The sequence below is a fragment of the Homoserinimonas aerilata genome (assembly GCF_006716125.1).
Lineage (GTDB): Bacteria > Actinomycetota > Actinomycetes > Actinomycetales > Microbacteriaceae > Homoserinimonas > Homoserinimonas aerilata.
On record NZ_VFOM01000002.1, the window covers coordinates 81,132 to 94,886 of the forward strand.

Genomic DNA, 13,755 nt, shown 5'->3' on the forward strand with positions numbered 1-13,755 from the left:
CGGGGGATTCACATGACATTCGACGCGATCGGCATCGCAGGCACAGGGCTCACCCTGCACCGCAAATGGCTTGACGCCGTCTCCGACAACCTCGCCAACGCCAACACGGCGACGAGCACAGACGGCGAGGCCTTCCGGGCGCGCTACGTGGTCGCTCAGGCCGGCGAGGGAACATCCGGGGCCTACGTCGCAGGTGCGGCATGGGGCGATGCAGAGGGTCGGCTCGTCTACGAACCCGACCACCCGCTCGCCGACGAGGGCGGCTACGTGCGCTACCCCGACATCGACATGGCCAGCCAGATGGGGATGCTCATCATGGCCCAGCGCGGCTACCAGGCCAATGCGGCGGTCGTCGACCGCGCCAAGGAGACCTACCAGGCGGCACTGCAGATCGGACGCTCATAATGGCCATCCCCTCGATCCCCGGCATCTCGGGCATCTCCGGAATCTCGGAGCTGCTCGGCACGCAGGCCACCAACCTGGCCGACGCTGCCAAGCCGAGCGCGGCATCCGCCCCCGCCTTCCAGCTCTCACTTGGAACGGCCATCAACGAACTGCAGTCGCTGCAGTCGACCTCGAACGAGCTCGCCCTCAAGGCCGTCACCGGCGACCTGCAGGACATCCACGACGCCACGATCGCCTCCACGAAGGCGCAGGTGACGCTCGAACTCGTCGCCGCCATCCGCAACAAGGGCGTGGATGCGTTCAACGAGATCATGAGGATGCAGGCCTGATGCCCGCCCAGGTCAGGTCGGCATTCGGCCGCTTCATCGCCGCCATCCGCGAATTCACCGTCGCCCAGCGCACCCTCGCCCTCATCGGCGTTGCCGTGCTCGTTCTGGGTGTCGCCGGTCTCGGCCTCTGGCTGAGCAAGCCCAGCTACACGCCGCTGTTCTCCGGGCTGGCCGCATCCGACGCCAGCGCGGTCGTCGAGCAGCTCAAGGCCGACAACGTGCCCTACGAGCTCGCCGCCGGCGGCGCCACCATCATGGTGCCCGAGGCGAACGTGTACGAGCAGCGGCTCAAGGCCGCCTCCGCCGGGCTGCCCTCCTCGAGCACGGGCGGCTACTCGCTGCTCGACGACATGGGGGTCACCTCCTCCGAGTTCCAGCAGTCGGTCACCTACAAGCGTGCCCTCGAAGGCGAACTGGCGGCCACCATCCAGGCCCTCAAGGGCGTCAAGCTCGCATCCGTTCGCCTCGCCATCCCCGAGGAGACCGTGTTCGTGTCGACCAAGTCCGACCCGACGGCCTCGGTGTTCGTCGAGACGGAGCGCGGCGTCAGCCTCAGCAGCGACCAGGTGCAGGCGATCGTGCACCTCACGAGCGCATCCATCGACGGCATGAAGGCCACGGATGTCGCCGTCATCGACGCTGAGGGAACAGTTCTCAGCGCCGTCGGCGTCGGTGCAAGCGGCTCGGCCAGCAAGCAGGCGAACGACTACGAGCTGCGCGTGCAGGGCGCCGTTCAGACCATGCTCGACCGCGTCCTCGGCCCCGGCAACTCGAGCGTCGTCGTCGCCGCCGACATGAGCTACGAATCCGCGGAACGCCTCGAGGAGAGCTACACGACGCCCGAGGGCGGGCCCGTGCTGAACGAGGCCACCGACACCGAGAACTACACGGGCGGCGGCACCGGCGACACCGCGGCCGGCGTGCTCGGCCCCGACAACATCGCCGTACCCGGCGCCACCCAGGACGGGCTCTACGCCTCAGAGTCGGCCACGCGCAACAACGCCCTCAACAAGGTCACCGAGTCGCGCGTCATCCCGGCGGGTGCGATCAACCGCCAGACCGTGTCCGTGGCCGTCGATGAGGCCGCCGCGGCCGGGCTCAGCCCCGCCGCCATCTCGGCGCTCGTCGCCACCGCCGCCGGCATCAACGACGACCGGGGCGACCTCGTCACGGTCGAGGTGCTGCCTTTCAACGTGGCGGGAGCCGCAGCCGCGGCAGAGGCGATCGCCGCCGCCGAGGCCGCAGTGCAGACCGACCGCATGTGGGCGCTCGTCACCACCGCCGTCATCGCCGCCGGAATCGCCCTGCCGGTCATCATCGGCCTCGTGATGTACTCGCGCCGACGCCGCCACGCGGTCGAAGCGGGCGAACTGCGCAAGCTCAGCGACATCCTCGACTCGCCGACGGTGCCCATGCAGCTGCAGCCGCCGGCCCCCGCGCTCGAACTCTCCGGGACGACCGCGCCGATGCCCATCGGCGGCGACGCAGACCGCCAGAAGGCCGAGATCGAGGCGCTCGCCGCAAGCGACCCCCAGAAGACGGCAGAGTTCCTGCGCGGCCTCATGGATGACAGCAGGGCCCGCGCATGAGTGAGGCCGCAACCGGGCTGACCGGAACGCAGAAGGTCGCCGTGGTTCTCATGAACCTCGACAACCAGCGCGCCGCCGAGGTGCTCAAGCAGTTCACCGAGTCGGAGGCCGAGGAGATCGTCGCCGAGATCGTGCGACTCAAGCGCGTCGACTCGGTCGTGACCGAGCAGGCGATGTCTGAATTCCACAGCCTCGCCATGCACGGCGTGACCAGTGCGCGCGGCGGACGCGACATCGCGGTCGGCCTGCTGGAGGCATCCTTCGGTGCCGAGCGCGCCGCCGGCGTCATGAACCGCGTCGCCTCCTCCATGGCCGGCAAGGCCTTCGAGTTCCTCGAGTCGGCGGAGCCCGGCCAGGTCGCCACCCTTCTCGAGGGCGAGCTGCCGCAGACCACAGCCCTCGTGCTCGCCCACCTGCGGCCCGAGCACGCCAGCGCCGTGCTCGCCGGCTTCGATGAGGACGAGCGCACCGACGTCGCCCAGAGCATCGCCACCATGGGCACCGCAACCCCCGAGGCCGTGCGCACCGTCGCCGAGACCCTCAGGGTGAGGGCCGGCGCCGTCGTCTCCACCCGCGACTCCGTCGAGGTCGTCGGCGGCGTGCAGCCGCTGGTCGACATCATCAACCGCTCCAGCGTCGCCACCGAGCGCGCCCTCCTCGAGGCCCTCGACGAGCGCGACCCCGACCTCGCAGAAGAGGTGCGCTCCCGGATGCTCACCTTCGCCGACATCGTCAAGCTTGAGAAGCGAGACGTGCAGCAGGTGCTGCGGGGCATCGACGCGGCCGTGCTCGCGTTCGCCATGAAGGGCTCGCCCGAGAACGTCATCGAGGTCATCCGCTCGAACCTGTCGGAGCGCAACCGCGAGATCCTCGACGACGAGGCCGCCGCGCTCGGCCCCGTGCGCATGTCGCAGGTGGAGGAGGCGCGCGCCGAGATCGTGCGCGCCATCCGCGATCTCGAATCGCAGGGCGCCATCACCGTGCAGCGCGCAGACGAGGACGAGTATGTCTACTGAATCGGTGTTCTCGACGATCGGTTTTCCTGAACTGCACGGCTCCGGCGGTGCAGGGCAGGACGTCGTCGCGCAGGCGCGCACCCGCGGGCACGCCGCCGGCTACACGGCCGGCCTGCGCGTGGCCGAGGAGGAGCTGCGTCGCCGCGCCGCCGCGCAGGAAGAGGAACACCGAGCGCTGCTCGCCCGCACGCAGGCCGACGCCGACGTGCTTCTGGCGCTGCTGAAGACCGCCACCCGTCGCCTCGGCGAGAGGGTCGCACCCGTCGTGGAGGAGGCGCAGCAGACGATGGCCTCAGCAGCCATCGACCTGGCCGAAGCGGTCGTGGGCTTCGAACTCGCCGACGGTGAGGCATCCGCACGTTCCGTCGTCGCCCGGGCGCTCTCCACCGTCGACCCCTCGCTCGTTCTCGCCGTGCGGATGCACCCCGAGACGATCGCGCTTCTGGCTGACATCGAACTCGACGACGCCCTCGTGCTGCGCGCCGACCAGTCGCTCACGCCGGGCGATGTCATCGTCGACTTCGCCGACGGCTACCTCGACGGCCGCATCAGCACCGCCCTGGAACGCGCGAAGGCCGCCCTGCTGGAAGGCCAGTCATGACCATCGCCTTCGCCGACCGCCGAGCCGCCGCCCTCACCGTTGCACGCCCGCAGCGGGTCGGACGCGTCTCCTCGGTCGTCGGTCTCGGCATCGAGGTCGTCGGGGTCGAATGCGCCGTCGGCGAGCTCGTCACCGTCGGAGGCAGCGCGGGCCGCCCCGGAATCGACGCCGAAGTCATCGCCACCACTCGCGACGGCGTGCGCTGCATGCCCCTCTCCCGCATGACCGGAATCACCCCCGGCGCCCCCGCACATCCGCGCGGTCGCCCCGTTCTGGTGCCCACCGGGACAGGCCTGCTCGGGCGCGTGCTCGACGGACTCGGTCGCCCCATCGACGGCAAGGGCCCGCTCGAGGCGGACGCCTGGGTGGCCCTCGACAACGACACCCCACCCGCGCTGCAGCGCGCCCGCATCGAGACGCCCCTGTCGCTGGGCGTGCGCGTGCTCGACACCCTCACGACCGCCGGAAAGGGGCAGCGCCTCGGCCTGTTCGCCGGATCGGGCGTCGGCAAATCATCCCTGCTGTCCATGATCGCCCGCGGCACCGAGGCGGAGATCTCCGTCATCGCCCTCGTGGGGGAGCGCGGCCGCGAGGTGCGCGAATTCCTGGAGGACGACCTCGGCGAAGAGGGCCTCGCGCGCTCCATCGTCGTCGTCTCCACCTCAGACGAGCCCGCCCTCATGCGCCTGCGCGCCGCCTTCGTCGCCACCCGCATCGCCGAATCGTTCCGCGACCGCGGCGCCGACGTGACCCTCATGATGGACTCCCTGACCCGCGTCGCCATGGCACAGCGTGAGATCGGCCTCTCCGTGGGCGAACCGCCCGCAACGCGCGGCTACCCGCCATCGACGTTCTCGCTGCTCGCGCAACTGCTCGAGCGCGCCGGAACCGCAGAGCGCGGCTCCGTCACCGGCATCTACACGGTGCTCGTCGACGGTGACGACCACAACGAGCCCATCGCCGACTCGGCCAGATCCATCCTCGACGGGCATGTGGTGCTCGATCGCAAGCTCGCGATCACCGGCCACTTTCCGTCCGTCGACGCCCTCGCATCCGTCTCGCGCGTCGCCTCCCGCGTGAACCCGCGCGACCGCACCGCCACCGCCACCGCGCTGCGCCGCGTGCTCGCCGCCCGCGCCAGCGCCCAAGACCTTCTCGATGTCGGCGCGTACCAGCGCGGCAGCAACCCGCTCGTCGACGCCGCAGTCGACCACCAGGATGCGATCAACGCGTTCCTGCAGCAGGGAATCGGCGACGGCGCCCCCTACGAAGAATCGTGGCGGCAGCTCACCGAACTCGTGCAGCGGCTGGGGGTGGCAGCATGAGCCGCCAGTTCTCACTCGCAGGCCTGCTCAGGCTGCGCCACCTCCAGCAGGACCTCGCCGCGGGCGAGCTCGCCGCCGCCCGCGGCCGCCTCGACGTCACCACCGTGCGCCAGGATCGCGCCAGAGCCGCGCTCGGTGCCACAACAACCGACGTGACCAGCACCGAATCGCTGTCGGCGCTCGCCGCAGGGCGGGCATCGATGAGAAGCAGCCTCTCCGACCTCGACGCCCTCGGGCGCGGCTACCGTCAGGAGGCCGAACTCGCCGAAGAGGTGTTCGGCACCGCCCGCCGGGAGTCGATCGGGCTCGAGAAGCTCGAGAAGAAGCACGCCGAACGCCTCGCCGCAGAAGACCTCGTCGCCGAACAGAACACGCTCGACGAGCTCGCCTCCACCACCTGGTTCCGCGACACCACAACCGAAAGGCCCGAATCATGAGCCTCCTCACCCTGGGCGCGCCAGCGGCCGCCCGCCCCGCCGCCACGGCGGTGTCCGCAGCCTCGACCTCGGCGTCGGGTGGCGCGGGTGCCTTCGGAAGCGCCATGCAGGATGCGCTCGACTCGCTCGGCACCGCCGCCGAGACGAGCGGCGGCACCGGCCAGGACGCCCCTTCCCTCTCCGCGACAGTCGAGGACGCCGCATCGATGCCGACCGCGTCGGACGCCCTGCTCTCCGCCATCGTGCCCGCCGCGGCGCAGGCCACACCGCCGGTCACCATCCCCGGGCTCGACATGGACGTCGACACCGACTTCGAGGGCGAGCTGAGCACCGAGCCCGTCGACGACGCCGACCCGGCGGCCGCAGGCGAGCGCGCCACGACGCCGCTGTCCGCATCCGCCCATGTCTCGGCCGTCGCGGGTGCTGCATCCGCCGTCGCATCCGCTGCCGTATCTTCTGCTGCGACCGCTGCTGCGGCCCAGCCGAACACCGCCGCGCAGACCACCACACAGCAGACGACACCGGATGCCGTCACGCCGCTGGCAGCGTCGGCCCAGCTCTCCGAGACGGCGGCAGGGCCGCTCCGCAACGGTGCCCGCCAGCAGGGCTCAACCGCCGCGCAGGCTCAGGCGGCCCAGCCGATCAGCCGCGAGACGCCGGATGCGGCCGCAACCGCAGAGGCAACCGCAGACACCGAGGCGCCCCGCCCCGCCGCGAGCGCTGCACCCGTCGCTGTCGCTGCCCAGCAGACTGCACCTGCCCCGACGGCCGCACCCATCGCATCCGTCGCCCCGCTCTCGTCGGCACCCGCCGAGGAGCCGGCACCCGCCACGCCGGCGCAGCCCGCCGCCGCAGCGATGACGCCCGCCTCGGCACCGCTCGCCACCGCATCCGCGCAGCCCTCGGCCCCCGTCGCCCAGGCCCAGCAGGTTCCGCAGGGCTTCGCCGCCCAGCTGACCCGACCGATCGTGGCCCTCAGCACGCTCGCCGCCGGGGAACACACCATCACCGTCAGCGTCACCCCCGACACCCTCGGGCCCGTCACTGTGCGCGCCCATGTCGGCGCCGACGGCATGAGGCTCGAACTGTTCGCCCCCAGCGACGCCGGCCGCGAAGCACTGAAGGCGATCCTGCCCGATCTGCGCCGCGACCTCGCCGCAGCAGGGGTGAATGTGCCCCAGCTCTCGACCGGCCAGCAGGCAGGGCAGTCGGCGACCGGCCAGCAGGCGGGCGGTCAGGCCAGCCTCGAACTGTCATCGCACGACAGCCCGAGCCAGCAGCCCGAAGGGCGTGCACGCCACCGCGCCGCCGAGGCAGCAGAACCCGAAGCCACCCGCACCGCCGCCCTCGACCACCTCGGCGCCGGCAGCATCGACATCCTCGCCTAGCGGACATCCGCCGCGAACAGCAGACAGAACACGACAGGAGAACACATGACGATCGCAGGAGTCGACGGCGTCGGAACGTCCACCGGCATCCACACCGGCACGACGCTCGAGCGCACGCCGAAGCAGACCATGGACAGCGAAGTGTTCCTGTCGCTGCTCGTCACCCAGCTGCGCAACCAGGATCCCAGCTCGCCCATGGACAGCAACGCGATGATCTCGCAGAGCGCGCAGCTCGCATCCATGGAGCAGATGACCAAGCTGACCACCCTCAACGAGGAGAACTTCTCGCTGCAGATGCGCATCGCGGCAGCGGCGCTCATCGGGCAGCAGGTCAGCTACGACACCGCAGAAGGCGAGACCGTCACCGGCGTCGCCGAATCGGTGTCATTCAGCGGCCCCATCCCGACCGTCTCGGTCGACGGCAAGGACATCGCGCTCGACGTCATCTCCGGCATCAAGCGCATCACCGAATAGATCCCAGCACCAACGGAAAGGTCACCACAATGCTTCGCTCGCTCTACTCCGGAATCTCCGGCCTCCGCTCGCACCAGACCATGCTCGACGTCACCGGCAACAACATCGCCAACGTGAACACGACCGCATTCAAGTCATCCGCCACGCAGTTCCAGGACACGCTCTCGCAGATGACCGCCGGCGCGGCCGGACCGCAGGCGAACGCCGGCGGTACCAACCCCGCCCAGATCGGCCTCGGCGTGCAGGTCGCCGGCATCTCGACCAACTTCGCGCAGGGCTCAGCCCAGGCGACCGGCCGCTCCACCGACATGATGATCTCCGGCGACGGCTTCTTCGTCGTCAACGTCAACGGAGAGACCCTGTACACCCGTGCAGGATCCTTCGACCCGGATGCCGCGGGCCGCCTGGTCGCCAACGGCGCCATCCTGCAGGGCTGGCCGGCCGTGAACGGCGTCATCCAGACCGGTGGCGCCATCGGCAACATCACGCTGCCGCTCGACGCGATCGCCGACGCGATCGCCACAACCTCGGCCACCGTCGGAGGCAACCTGCCCGCCGACGCCGAGGTGGGCGATGTGATCACCCGCACCCGTCAGGCGTACGACGCCGACGGCAACGCCTCCGAACTCACACTCACCTTCACGCGCACGGCTGCAGGTTGGGATGTCGCGGGTGACGACGGCAACGGTGGCATCGGGACGAGCACGCTCGAATTCACCGACGGCGCGCTCACCGCCGGCGGTGCCCTCACGCTCAGTGGTGCCGGAATCACCATCGACCTGAGTGCCATGACCGGCTTCGCGGGCCTCACCACCGCCGCCATCAGCGGCCAGGACGGCCGCAGCGCCGGAACCCTCGAGACCTTCACCCTCTCGAAGGACGGCACCCTCATCGGATCGTTCAGCAACGGCGCATCCGAGGCCATCGGTCGCATTGCGCTCGCGAACTTCACCAACCCGGGCGGGCTCGAGAAGGCCGGCAACTCCACCTACCGCGCCACCTTCAACTCGGGCAACGCCGAGATGGGCACCCCCGGCGAGGGCGCGCTCGGCACGCTCACCGCGGGCGCGCTCGAGATGTCGAACGTCGACCTCTCGCAGGAGTTCACCAACCTGATCGTCGCCCAGCGCGGCTTCCAGGCGAACGCCCGCATCATCACCACCTCCGACGAGGTGCTGCAGGAGCTCACCAACCTGAAGCGCTAACCACAGCCCCCCAAGGCGAAACGTGCCCGTCCTGCCTCGCAGGGCGGGCACTGCTGCGTTTGCGACATGTCGCGTGGTGCTGCTGAGGGTCGCGGCATAGCGATGATGGCGCCGCGAGGGCGGGCCTACTCGGCTTCGGCGAGAAACTCCTGCAGGAGGGCCGTGATGTGCTCGGGCTGCTCCGACACGACACCGTGGCTGGCCCCAGCAACGATATGGAGTCGCCCGCGAGGGATGGACGAGGCAATGAGGGCGGTGTGCTCCGGCCGGATGGCGTCGAACTCGCCAGCGACGATGAGACTCGGCACGGCGATGGTGGCGAGGGAGGCCGGGTCGATGTCTGGTTCGTTGGTCCAGAGGCGGCGGAGCTTCTCGATGACCATGGGCGCGTGCTCCGGCCCGTCGGGTGAGAGCCTCGCGTACCACTCCTCCTCTTCGTCGAGCTCGGGTGCGCTGACCTCCGCCGTGGTGGCGTCGGCTGTTGCGTGGGTGGATTCGGCCCCGACCGGGACACCGGCCTGCGCAATCTCGGTGATGGCGCTCGTGAAGCCCGAGGGGTGGAGGTTGGCACTGATGGCGACGATCGAGCGGACCCGCTCAGGCTGCTCCAGCGCGAGCATGAGCGCGATGATCGCACCATCGCTGTAGCCGACGAAGTGTGCGGAGGCGATGCCGAGGCGATCGAGGACTGCCGCGGCATCCGAGACGCCGCGTGCGTAGTCGTAGGGGCCGTCGATGTCGGCGGTGCGTCCGTGGCCGGGGCGCTCATAGGCGACGACCGTGTGGGTGGTGGCGAGGGCATCCGCCTGAGGGCGCATCGTCTCGAGGGAGCAGAAGCCGCCGTGGAGGAGGAGCACTGGCTCGCCCGATCCGCTCGTCTCCGTGTAGAGCTCGGCGTCGCCGATCGGAAGGAAGGTCATGGGCCGAGTGTAGGAGGCGGGGGTGGGCGCCCGGCGTGGCCGGGCGCCCGGTTGCGCTAGAGCTGCTTCGACTCGCGGAGGATCTTGGCGAGCTGGCCCATGTGGACGGCCTGCGAGGCATAGTCGAGGGCTGCGCTGTTCCATGTGTGGATCTGCCCGGCGACAAGCGCGGGGTGTGAGGCGAATGTCGGCTGGTCGAGCAGGTCGTCCTTCTGGAAGCCCTCGTTGTTGACCAGCAGCACGTCGCCGGTCATCATCTGCTCCGCGTTCTCCCAGCTGTAGATGTCCCAGTAGAAGTCGCCATCGGTCTTGAGGCTCGTGAAGTTCACACCGAGCTCCGAGTACAGCTCGGTCTCCGGCTCGTCGAGTGTCTTGGTGACGTAGACGCCATCGGGGTCGGCATACAGGTAGGTGACCTCCACGCCGGATTCCTCTGCGGCGGCGGTGAGGTCGGCGGCGGCGATCTCGTATTCGGCCTTGCCCTCCTCGACAAGCTTTTCGCTCGCGCCGAGCGCGAGGGCCAGGTTGGTCATGCTCTCGACAACGTCGATGCCCTTCCCTCCCACCTTGATGGCGACGACGGGGGCGATCTTCTCGAGCTGCTCCTGCTGTTCGACGTCTGCGACGCCGTAGTAGGCGCCTTCGGTGTCGAGGGTGCCTTCGCGGTCGATCGGGTAGATGCCCACGACGATGAGTTCGGGTGCCGTCTCGGCGAGAGCCTCGAGGTCGATCTCGCCGTAGCTGTTGCCGACGATGGGGGTCTCAGAAATGTCGTAGTCGTCGAAGCGGGCGTCGGTGTCGACATCGAAGCGGCCGAAGAGGGCAACAGGGTCGATGCCGGTGCTGAGGAGGCCGACGGCATAGTCGCTGTAGGCGGCGATGCGTTCGGGTTGCTCGTCGAGGGTGACGGTGCGGCCGGTGTCATCGGTATAACTCCAGGCCCCCTCAGCGTTTGCAGACGAGTCGTCGCCGGCCCCGGTGGAGCAGGCGGCGAGGGCCGAAACGGCGAGGATGGGGATGAGGAGGAGGGCGGTGCTTCTCGCGAGAGTTTTCATGAAGTTAGGTTAGCTTAACCTAAGCTACGAGAATATACGGGCGGCTCTGACAACTCCGCCGCGTCGATCGGCACAACCATCGGCGAGCCCGTATGAGGATCGGGGATCACCATAGCCTCCAGGTCGAACGCCTCGCGCAGGGTCTCCGCGGTAAGCACCTCCCAGGGCGCACCATCGGCGATGACCCTGCCGCCTCCGACCACGACGAGGCGGTCGGAGTAGCGTCCGGCCAACGTCAGGTCGTGCAGCACCATCACCACTGTGGAACCCTGCTCGCGGTTGATGGAGCGCACGAGCCGCAGCACCTCGAGCTGGTGACTGAGATCGAGGAACGTCGTGGGCTCGTCGAGCAGGATCGTCGGCGTCTGCTGGGTGAGCACGAGCGCCACCCAGGCCCGCTGCAACTGACCGCCGGAGAGCGACCCCGCCTCGCGATCGGCCAACTCGACGAGGCCCGTGGCCTCCAGCGCCGCGTCGACCGCGAGCGAATCCTCGGGCCGCCACGGCCGCCACAGACTCTGGTGCGGGTGGCGTCCGCGGGAGATGAGGTCGCGAACGCTCGTCGCCGAAGGGGTGAGGGGCTTCTGCGGCAGGATCGACAGGCGCCTGGCGACCTCCTTCGCCGACAGCGACCTCATCGACTCGCCATCGATCTCGACCGTGCCGGCGCTCGGCGCGATGAGGCGGCCGAAGGCCCTCAGCAGGGTCGACTTCCCGCTGCCGTTCGCCCCGATGAGGGTGGTCACCTGCCCGTGCTCGATGCGCAGATCGAGCCCCTCAAAGATGATGTTGCGGTCGTAGGCCAGTGTGATGGCGCGCGCCTCGAGGGCGGCGGTGGTGGCATCCGGGGTTGAGTTCATGCGAGGTTCTCCCTCTCTCTGCGGCGGGTTAGGAGCCAGATCAGGTACGGCGCCCCGATGACGGCGGTGATGATACCCACCGGCACCTCGCCGGGCAGCACACCGCGGGCGAGGGCGTCACCGCCGGTGACGATGACGGCGCCCATGAGGGCGGAGGCGAGCAGCGGTGGCCGGCCCGTGCTAGCCAGCCGGAGGGCGATCTGCGGGGCGACGAAGGCGACGAACTCGATGGGCCCCGCCGCCGAGACCGCCGCCGCTGTGAGCAGCACGGCGCACACGATGACAATGACCCGATGCCGCTGCACCGGCACGCCGAGCCCGCGCGACATCTCATCGCCCATTTGGCTGATGTCGAGTCGGGTCGACTGGGTGAGCGCGACAGGCACGATGATGACGAGTGTCACGAGCACAGGCCACACGCTCGCCCACGAGATTCCGGAGAGGCTGCCCACGAGCCACTGGGCTGCCGTCGCCGCCGCCGTGATCTGGGCCCTGGCGATCAGGTAGGCGGTGAGGCCGCCGAGGGTGGCGGTGATGCCGATGCCGATGAGGATGAGACGGTAGCTGTCGACCCCACCGCGCCAGGCCAGCCCGTAGACGACGGCCGCCGTGACGAGCGCCCCGATGGTGGCCATTGCGGGCACGCCGAGGGAGAGCAGCCCCGAGCCGACCGTGTAGGTGCCACCCGCCAGCACGATCGCCGAGACGGCGCCGAGGGATGCCCCGGAGGTGACTCCGAGGATGTCGGGGGTCGCGAGCGGGTTGCGAGCAAACGTCTGGGTGAGGGCTCCGGCAAGCCCGAGGGCCGCCCCCACGAGCACTCCGCCGGCCACCCGCGGGAGGCGGAGTTCGAAGACGATGAGCTGCTGGCCGGATGTGCCTCCGCCGAGGAAGGTGGTGACGACGTCTCCGACGGTGAGTGATGAGGAGCCGGCGAGGATGCCGAGCACGCTCACCACAAGTACGACTGCGAGCAGGCCGAGGGTCGTCGCCACGACCCGGCCCCGCCAGTGCAAGCCGAAGAAGCGGTGCGGCTCGGTGCTGCGCCGCGTCGAACCGGGCGTGGTCGAACCGGGCCCCGTTGCATCCGGTGTCTCGGTGCTGCGGCCGTCGACGCTCACAGTGTCGCCATCGTTCCGCGGCGCACAATGCTGACGAACACGATGCCGCCGAGCACCGTGAGCACGACCCCGACCGAGGTCTCGGCGGTGCCCCCGATGAGTCGCCCGACCACGTCGCAGGCGAGCAGTACGCAGGCGCCGATGAGTCCGGATGCCGGCAGCAACCAGTAGTGGTCACCGCCGACGAGCCGCCTGCCGATGTGTGGTGCGGTGAGCCCGACGAAGCCGATGGGGCCGGTGAGCGCGACGGCGCTGGCTGTGAGGAGGGTGATGGCGGCCAGTCCGACAAGGCGGGCGCGCAGCAGATTCACGCCGAGGCCGTGGGCGAGTTCGGTGCCGAGGGAGAGGCTGTTGAGGGAGCGCACGTTGCCGGCGGCGAACACGGCGCCGACGACGGCGAACACGAGGGCGGGCGCCACGCCTTCTAGGGTGCGGCCCGAGAGGGAGCCGACCACCCAGATGCGGTACGCGGCGAGGGTGGCCTCGTCGGAGAGCACGAGGTAGGACGTGAGTGCCACGAGCAGGGCGGAGACGGCGGTGCCGGCGATGGCGAGGGGCACCGGGCTGCTGAGCCCGCGGCCGAGGGCAGCCACCGAGAACACGACGACGCTCGCGAGGGTCGCGCCGACGAGGGCGAGCCACAGTGTGGTGAGCACAGAGCTGGTGCCGAGCACGTAGACGCCGATGACCATGGCGAGGCTGGCGCCGGCGGAGACGCCGAAGATGCCGGGGTCGGCGAGCGGGTTGCGGGTCTGGCCCTGCATGACCGCGCCGGCCACACCGAGGCACGCGCCGACCAGCGTCCCGAGCACCGTACGTGGTACGCGCGAGCCCCACACCACGGCGCCCGTATCGCGGCTGGGGTCGAAAAGTCCTGTGAGGACTGCGTCAAGGCTCAGGTGGTTGCTGCCGAGCATGAGGCTCGCGAGCGAGATGGCGACGACCGCTAGTGCGAGCATGCCGATGACCGTCGCGCGCTTGGTGCGGGTGGCGATCACGCTGAGCATTGCCTAAGCGTAGCCTTACCTAA

The 13,755-nt window shown here is 69.8% G+C and carries 15 protein-coding genes; 10 read left to right on the forward strand and 5 right to left on the reverse strand.

The genetic code is table 11. From position 1 onward, the window contains the following. The first annotated feature begins 12 nt into the window (after positions 1-12). From FB562_RS10530 to FB562_RS10575, 10 genes are read left to right on the forward strand one after another with little or no spacing between them, the layout of a single operon-like run. A complete protein-coding gene (locus FB562_RS10530; RefSeq protein ID WP_141881265.1) occupies positions 13-405 on the forward strand; it encodes a flagellar basal body rod protein FlgC in 393 nt (130 codons plus the stop codon). Continuing rightward, a complete protein-coding gene (gene fliE, locus FB562_RS10535) occupies positions 405-734 on the forward strand; it encodes a flagellar hook-basal body complex protein FliE (protein ID WP_141881266.1) in 330 nt (109 codons plus the stop codon). Before FB562_RS10530 ends, fliE begins: the two co-directional genes overlap by 1 nt. Then, entirely contained in the window at positions 734-2,323 is a 1,590-nt protein-coding gene (gene fliF, locus FB562_RS10540) for a flagellar basal-body MS-ring/collar protein FliF (RefSeq protein WP_141881267.1), read from the forward strand. The genes fliE and fliF overlap by 1 nt, the downstream gene beginning before the upstream one ends. Beyond that, positions 2,320-3,339 (forward strand): flagellar motor switch protein FliG, encoded by a 1,020-nt coding sequence (gene fliG, locus FB562_RS10545; protein WP_141881268.1) that lies wholly within the window; start codon positions 2,320-2,322, stop codon positions 3,337-3,339. The genes fliF and fliG overlap by 4 nt, the downstream gene beginning before the upstream one ends. Continuing rightward, positions 3,329-3,940, forward strand: a complete 612-nt coding sequence (locus FB562_RS10550) for a FliH/SctL family protein (RefSeq protein ID WP_141881269.1) — start codon at positions 3,329-3,331, stop codon at positions 3,938-3,940. Before fliG ends, FB562_RS10550 begins: the two co-directional genes overlap by 11 nt. Continuing rightward, positions 3,937-5,265, forward strand: a complete 1,329-nt coding sequence (locus FB562_RS10555) for a FliI/YscN family ATPase (protein ID WP_141881270.1) — start codon at positions 3,937-3,939, stop codon at positions 5,263-5,265. Before FB562_RS10550 ends, FB562_RS10555 begins: the two co-directional genes overlap by 4 nt. Then, positions 5,262-5,702, forward strand: a complete 441-nt coding sequence (locus FB562_RS10560; RefSeq protein ID WP_141881271.1) for a flagellar export protein FliJ — start codon at positions 5,262-5,264, stop codon at positions 5,700-5,702. Before FB562_RS10555 ends, FB562_RS10560 begins: the two co-directional genes overlap by 4 nt. After that, positions 5,699-7,090, forward strand: coding sequence for a flagellar hook-length control protein FliK (locus FB562_RS10565; protein WP_141881272.1), 1,392 nt, complete (start codon positions 5,699-5,701; stop codon positions 7,088-7,090). The genes FB562_RS10560 and FB562_RS10565 overlap by 4 nt, the downstream gene beginning before the upstream one ends. Positions 7,091-7,135: 45 nt before the next feature. Beyond that, positions 7,136-7,564 carry a flagellar hook assembly protein FlgD gene (locus FB562_RS10570; RefSeq protein ID WP_141881273.1) on the forward strand — a complete coding sequence of 143 codons (429 nt, stop codon included), beginning with the start codon at positions 7,136-7,138 and terminating at the stop codon, positions 7,562-7,564. Positions 7,565-7,593: 29 nt separating this feature from the next. Beyond that, positions 7,594-8,769, forward strand: coding sequence for a flagellar hook protein FlgE (locus FB562_RS10575; protein WP_141881274.1), 1,176 nt, complete (start codon positions 7,594-7,596; stop codon positions 8,767-8,769). A gap of 125 nt (positions 8,770-8,894) precedes the next feature. Here the strand turns inward: FB562_RS10575 and FB562_RS10580 are convergent, their stop codons facing one another. Genes FB562_RS10580 through FB562_RS10600 form a run of 5 tightly spaced genes read right to left on the reverse strand, consistent with a single transcriptional unit; the run spans position 8,895 to position 13,732 of the window. Then, the gene (locus FB562_RS10580; protein WP_141881275.1) at positions 8,895-9,689 is read right to left on the reverse strand and encodes an alpha/beta fold hydrolase; all 795 of its coding nucleotides are present in this window, start codon (positions 9,687-9,689) and stop codon (positions 8,895-8,897) included. A gap of 56 nt (positions 9,690-9,745) precedes the next feature. After that, positions 9,746-10,744 carry an ABC transporter substrate-binding protein gene (locus tag FB562_RS10585; protein ID WP_141881276.1) on the reverse strand — a complete coding sequence of 333 codons (999 nt, stop codon included), beginning with the start codon at positions 10,742-10,744 and terminating at the stop codon, positions 9,746-9,748. A 14-nt stretch (positions 10,745-10,758) separates the two neighbouring features. Further along, on the reverse strand, positions 10,759-11,604 hold the full coding sequence (locus FB562_RS10590; protein ID WP_141881277.1) for an ABC transporter ATP-binding protein: 846 nt from the start codon (positions 11,602-11,604) through the stop codon (positions 10,759-10,761). Beyond that, positions 11,601-12,725 carry a FecCD family ABC transporter permease gene (locus tag FB562_RS10595; RefSeq protein WP_221625406.1) on the reverse strand — a complete coding sequence of 375 codons (1,125 nt, stop codon included), beginning with the start codon at positions 12,723-12,725 and terminating at the stop codon, positions 11,601-11,603. Before FB562_RS10595 ends, FB562_RS10590 begins: the two co-directional genes overlap by 4 nt. Beyond that, on the reverse strand, positions 12,722-13,732 hold the full coding sequence (locus FB562_RS10600; RefSeq protein WP_221625407.1) for a FecCD family ABC transporter permease: 1,011 nt from the start codon (positions 13,730-13,732) through the stop codon (positions 12,722-12,724). Before FB562_RS10600 ends, FB562_RS10595 begins: the two co-directional genes overlap by 4 nt. Positions 13,733-13,755: the final 23 nt, after the last annotated feature.

Bases quoted from the DNA above. Each gene is read 5' to 3' on its own strand.
- FB562_RS10530 (WP_141881265.1), top strand. From the start codon at position 13: ATGACATTCGACGCGATCGGCATCGCAGGCACAGGGCTCACCCTGCAC.
- fliE (WP_141881266.1), top strand. From the start codon at position 405: ATGGCCATCCCCTCGATCCCCGGCATCTCGGGCATCTCCGGAATCTCG.
- fliF (WP_141881267.1), top strand. From the start codon at position 734: ATGCCCGCCCAGGTCAGGTCGGCATTCGGCCGCTTCATCGCCGCCATC.
- fliG (WP_141881268.1), top strand. From the start codon at position 2,320: ATGAGTGAGGCCGCAACCGGGCTGACCGGAACGCAGAAGGTCGCCGTG.
- FB562_RS10550 (WP_141881269.1), top strand. From the start codon at position 3,329: ATGTCTACTGAATCGGTGTTCTCGACGATCGGTTTTCCTGAACTGCAC.
- FB562_RS10555 (WP_141881270.1), top strand. From the start codon at position 3,937: ATGACCATCGCCTTCGCCGACCGCCGAGCCGCCGCCCTCACCGTTGCA.
- FB562_RS10560 (WP_141881271.1), top strand. From the start codon at position 5,262: ATGAGCCGCCAGTTCTCACTCGCAGGCCTGCTCAGGCTGCGCCACCTC.
- FB562_RS10565 (WP_141881272.1), top strand. From the start codon at position 5,699: ATGAGCCTCCTCACCCTGGGCGCGCCAGCGGCCGCCCGCCCCGCCGCC.
- FB562_RS10570 (WP_141881273.1), top strand. From the start codon at position 7,136: ATGACGATCGCAGGAGTCGACGGCGTCGGAACGTCCACCGGCATCCAC.
- FB562_RS10575 (WP_141881274.1), top strand. From the start codon at position 7,594: ATGCTTCGCTCGCTCTACTCCGGAATCTCCGGCCTCCGCTCGCACCAG.
- FB562_RS10580 (WP_141881275.1), bottom strand. From the start codon at position 9,689: ATGACCTTCCTTCCGATCGGCGACGCCGAGCTCTACACGGAGACGAGC.
- FB562_RS10585 (WP_141881276.1), bottom strand. From the start codon at position 10,744: ATGAAAACTCTCGCGAGAAGCACCGCCCTCCTCCTCATCCCCATCCTC.
- FB562_RS10590 (WP_141881277.1), bottom strand. From the start codon at position 11,604: ATGAACTCAACCCCGGATGCCACCACCGCCGCCCTCGAGGCGCGCGCC.
- FB562_RS10600 (WP_221625407.1), bottom strand. From the start codon at position 13,732: ATGCTCAGCGTGATCGCCACCCGCACCAAGCGCGCGACGGTCATCGGC.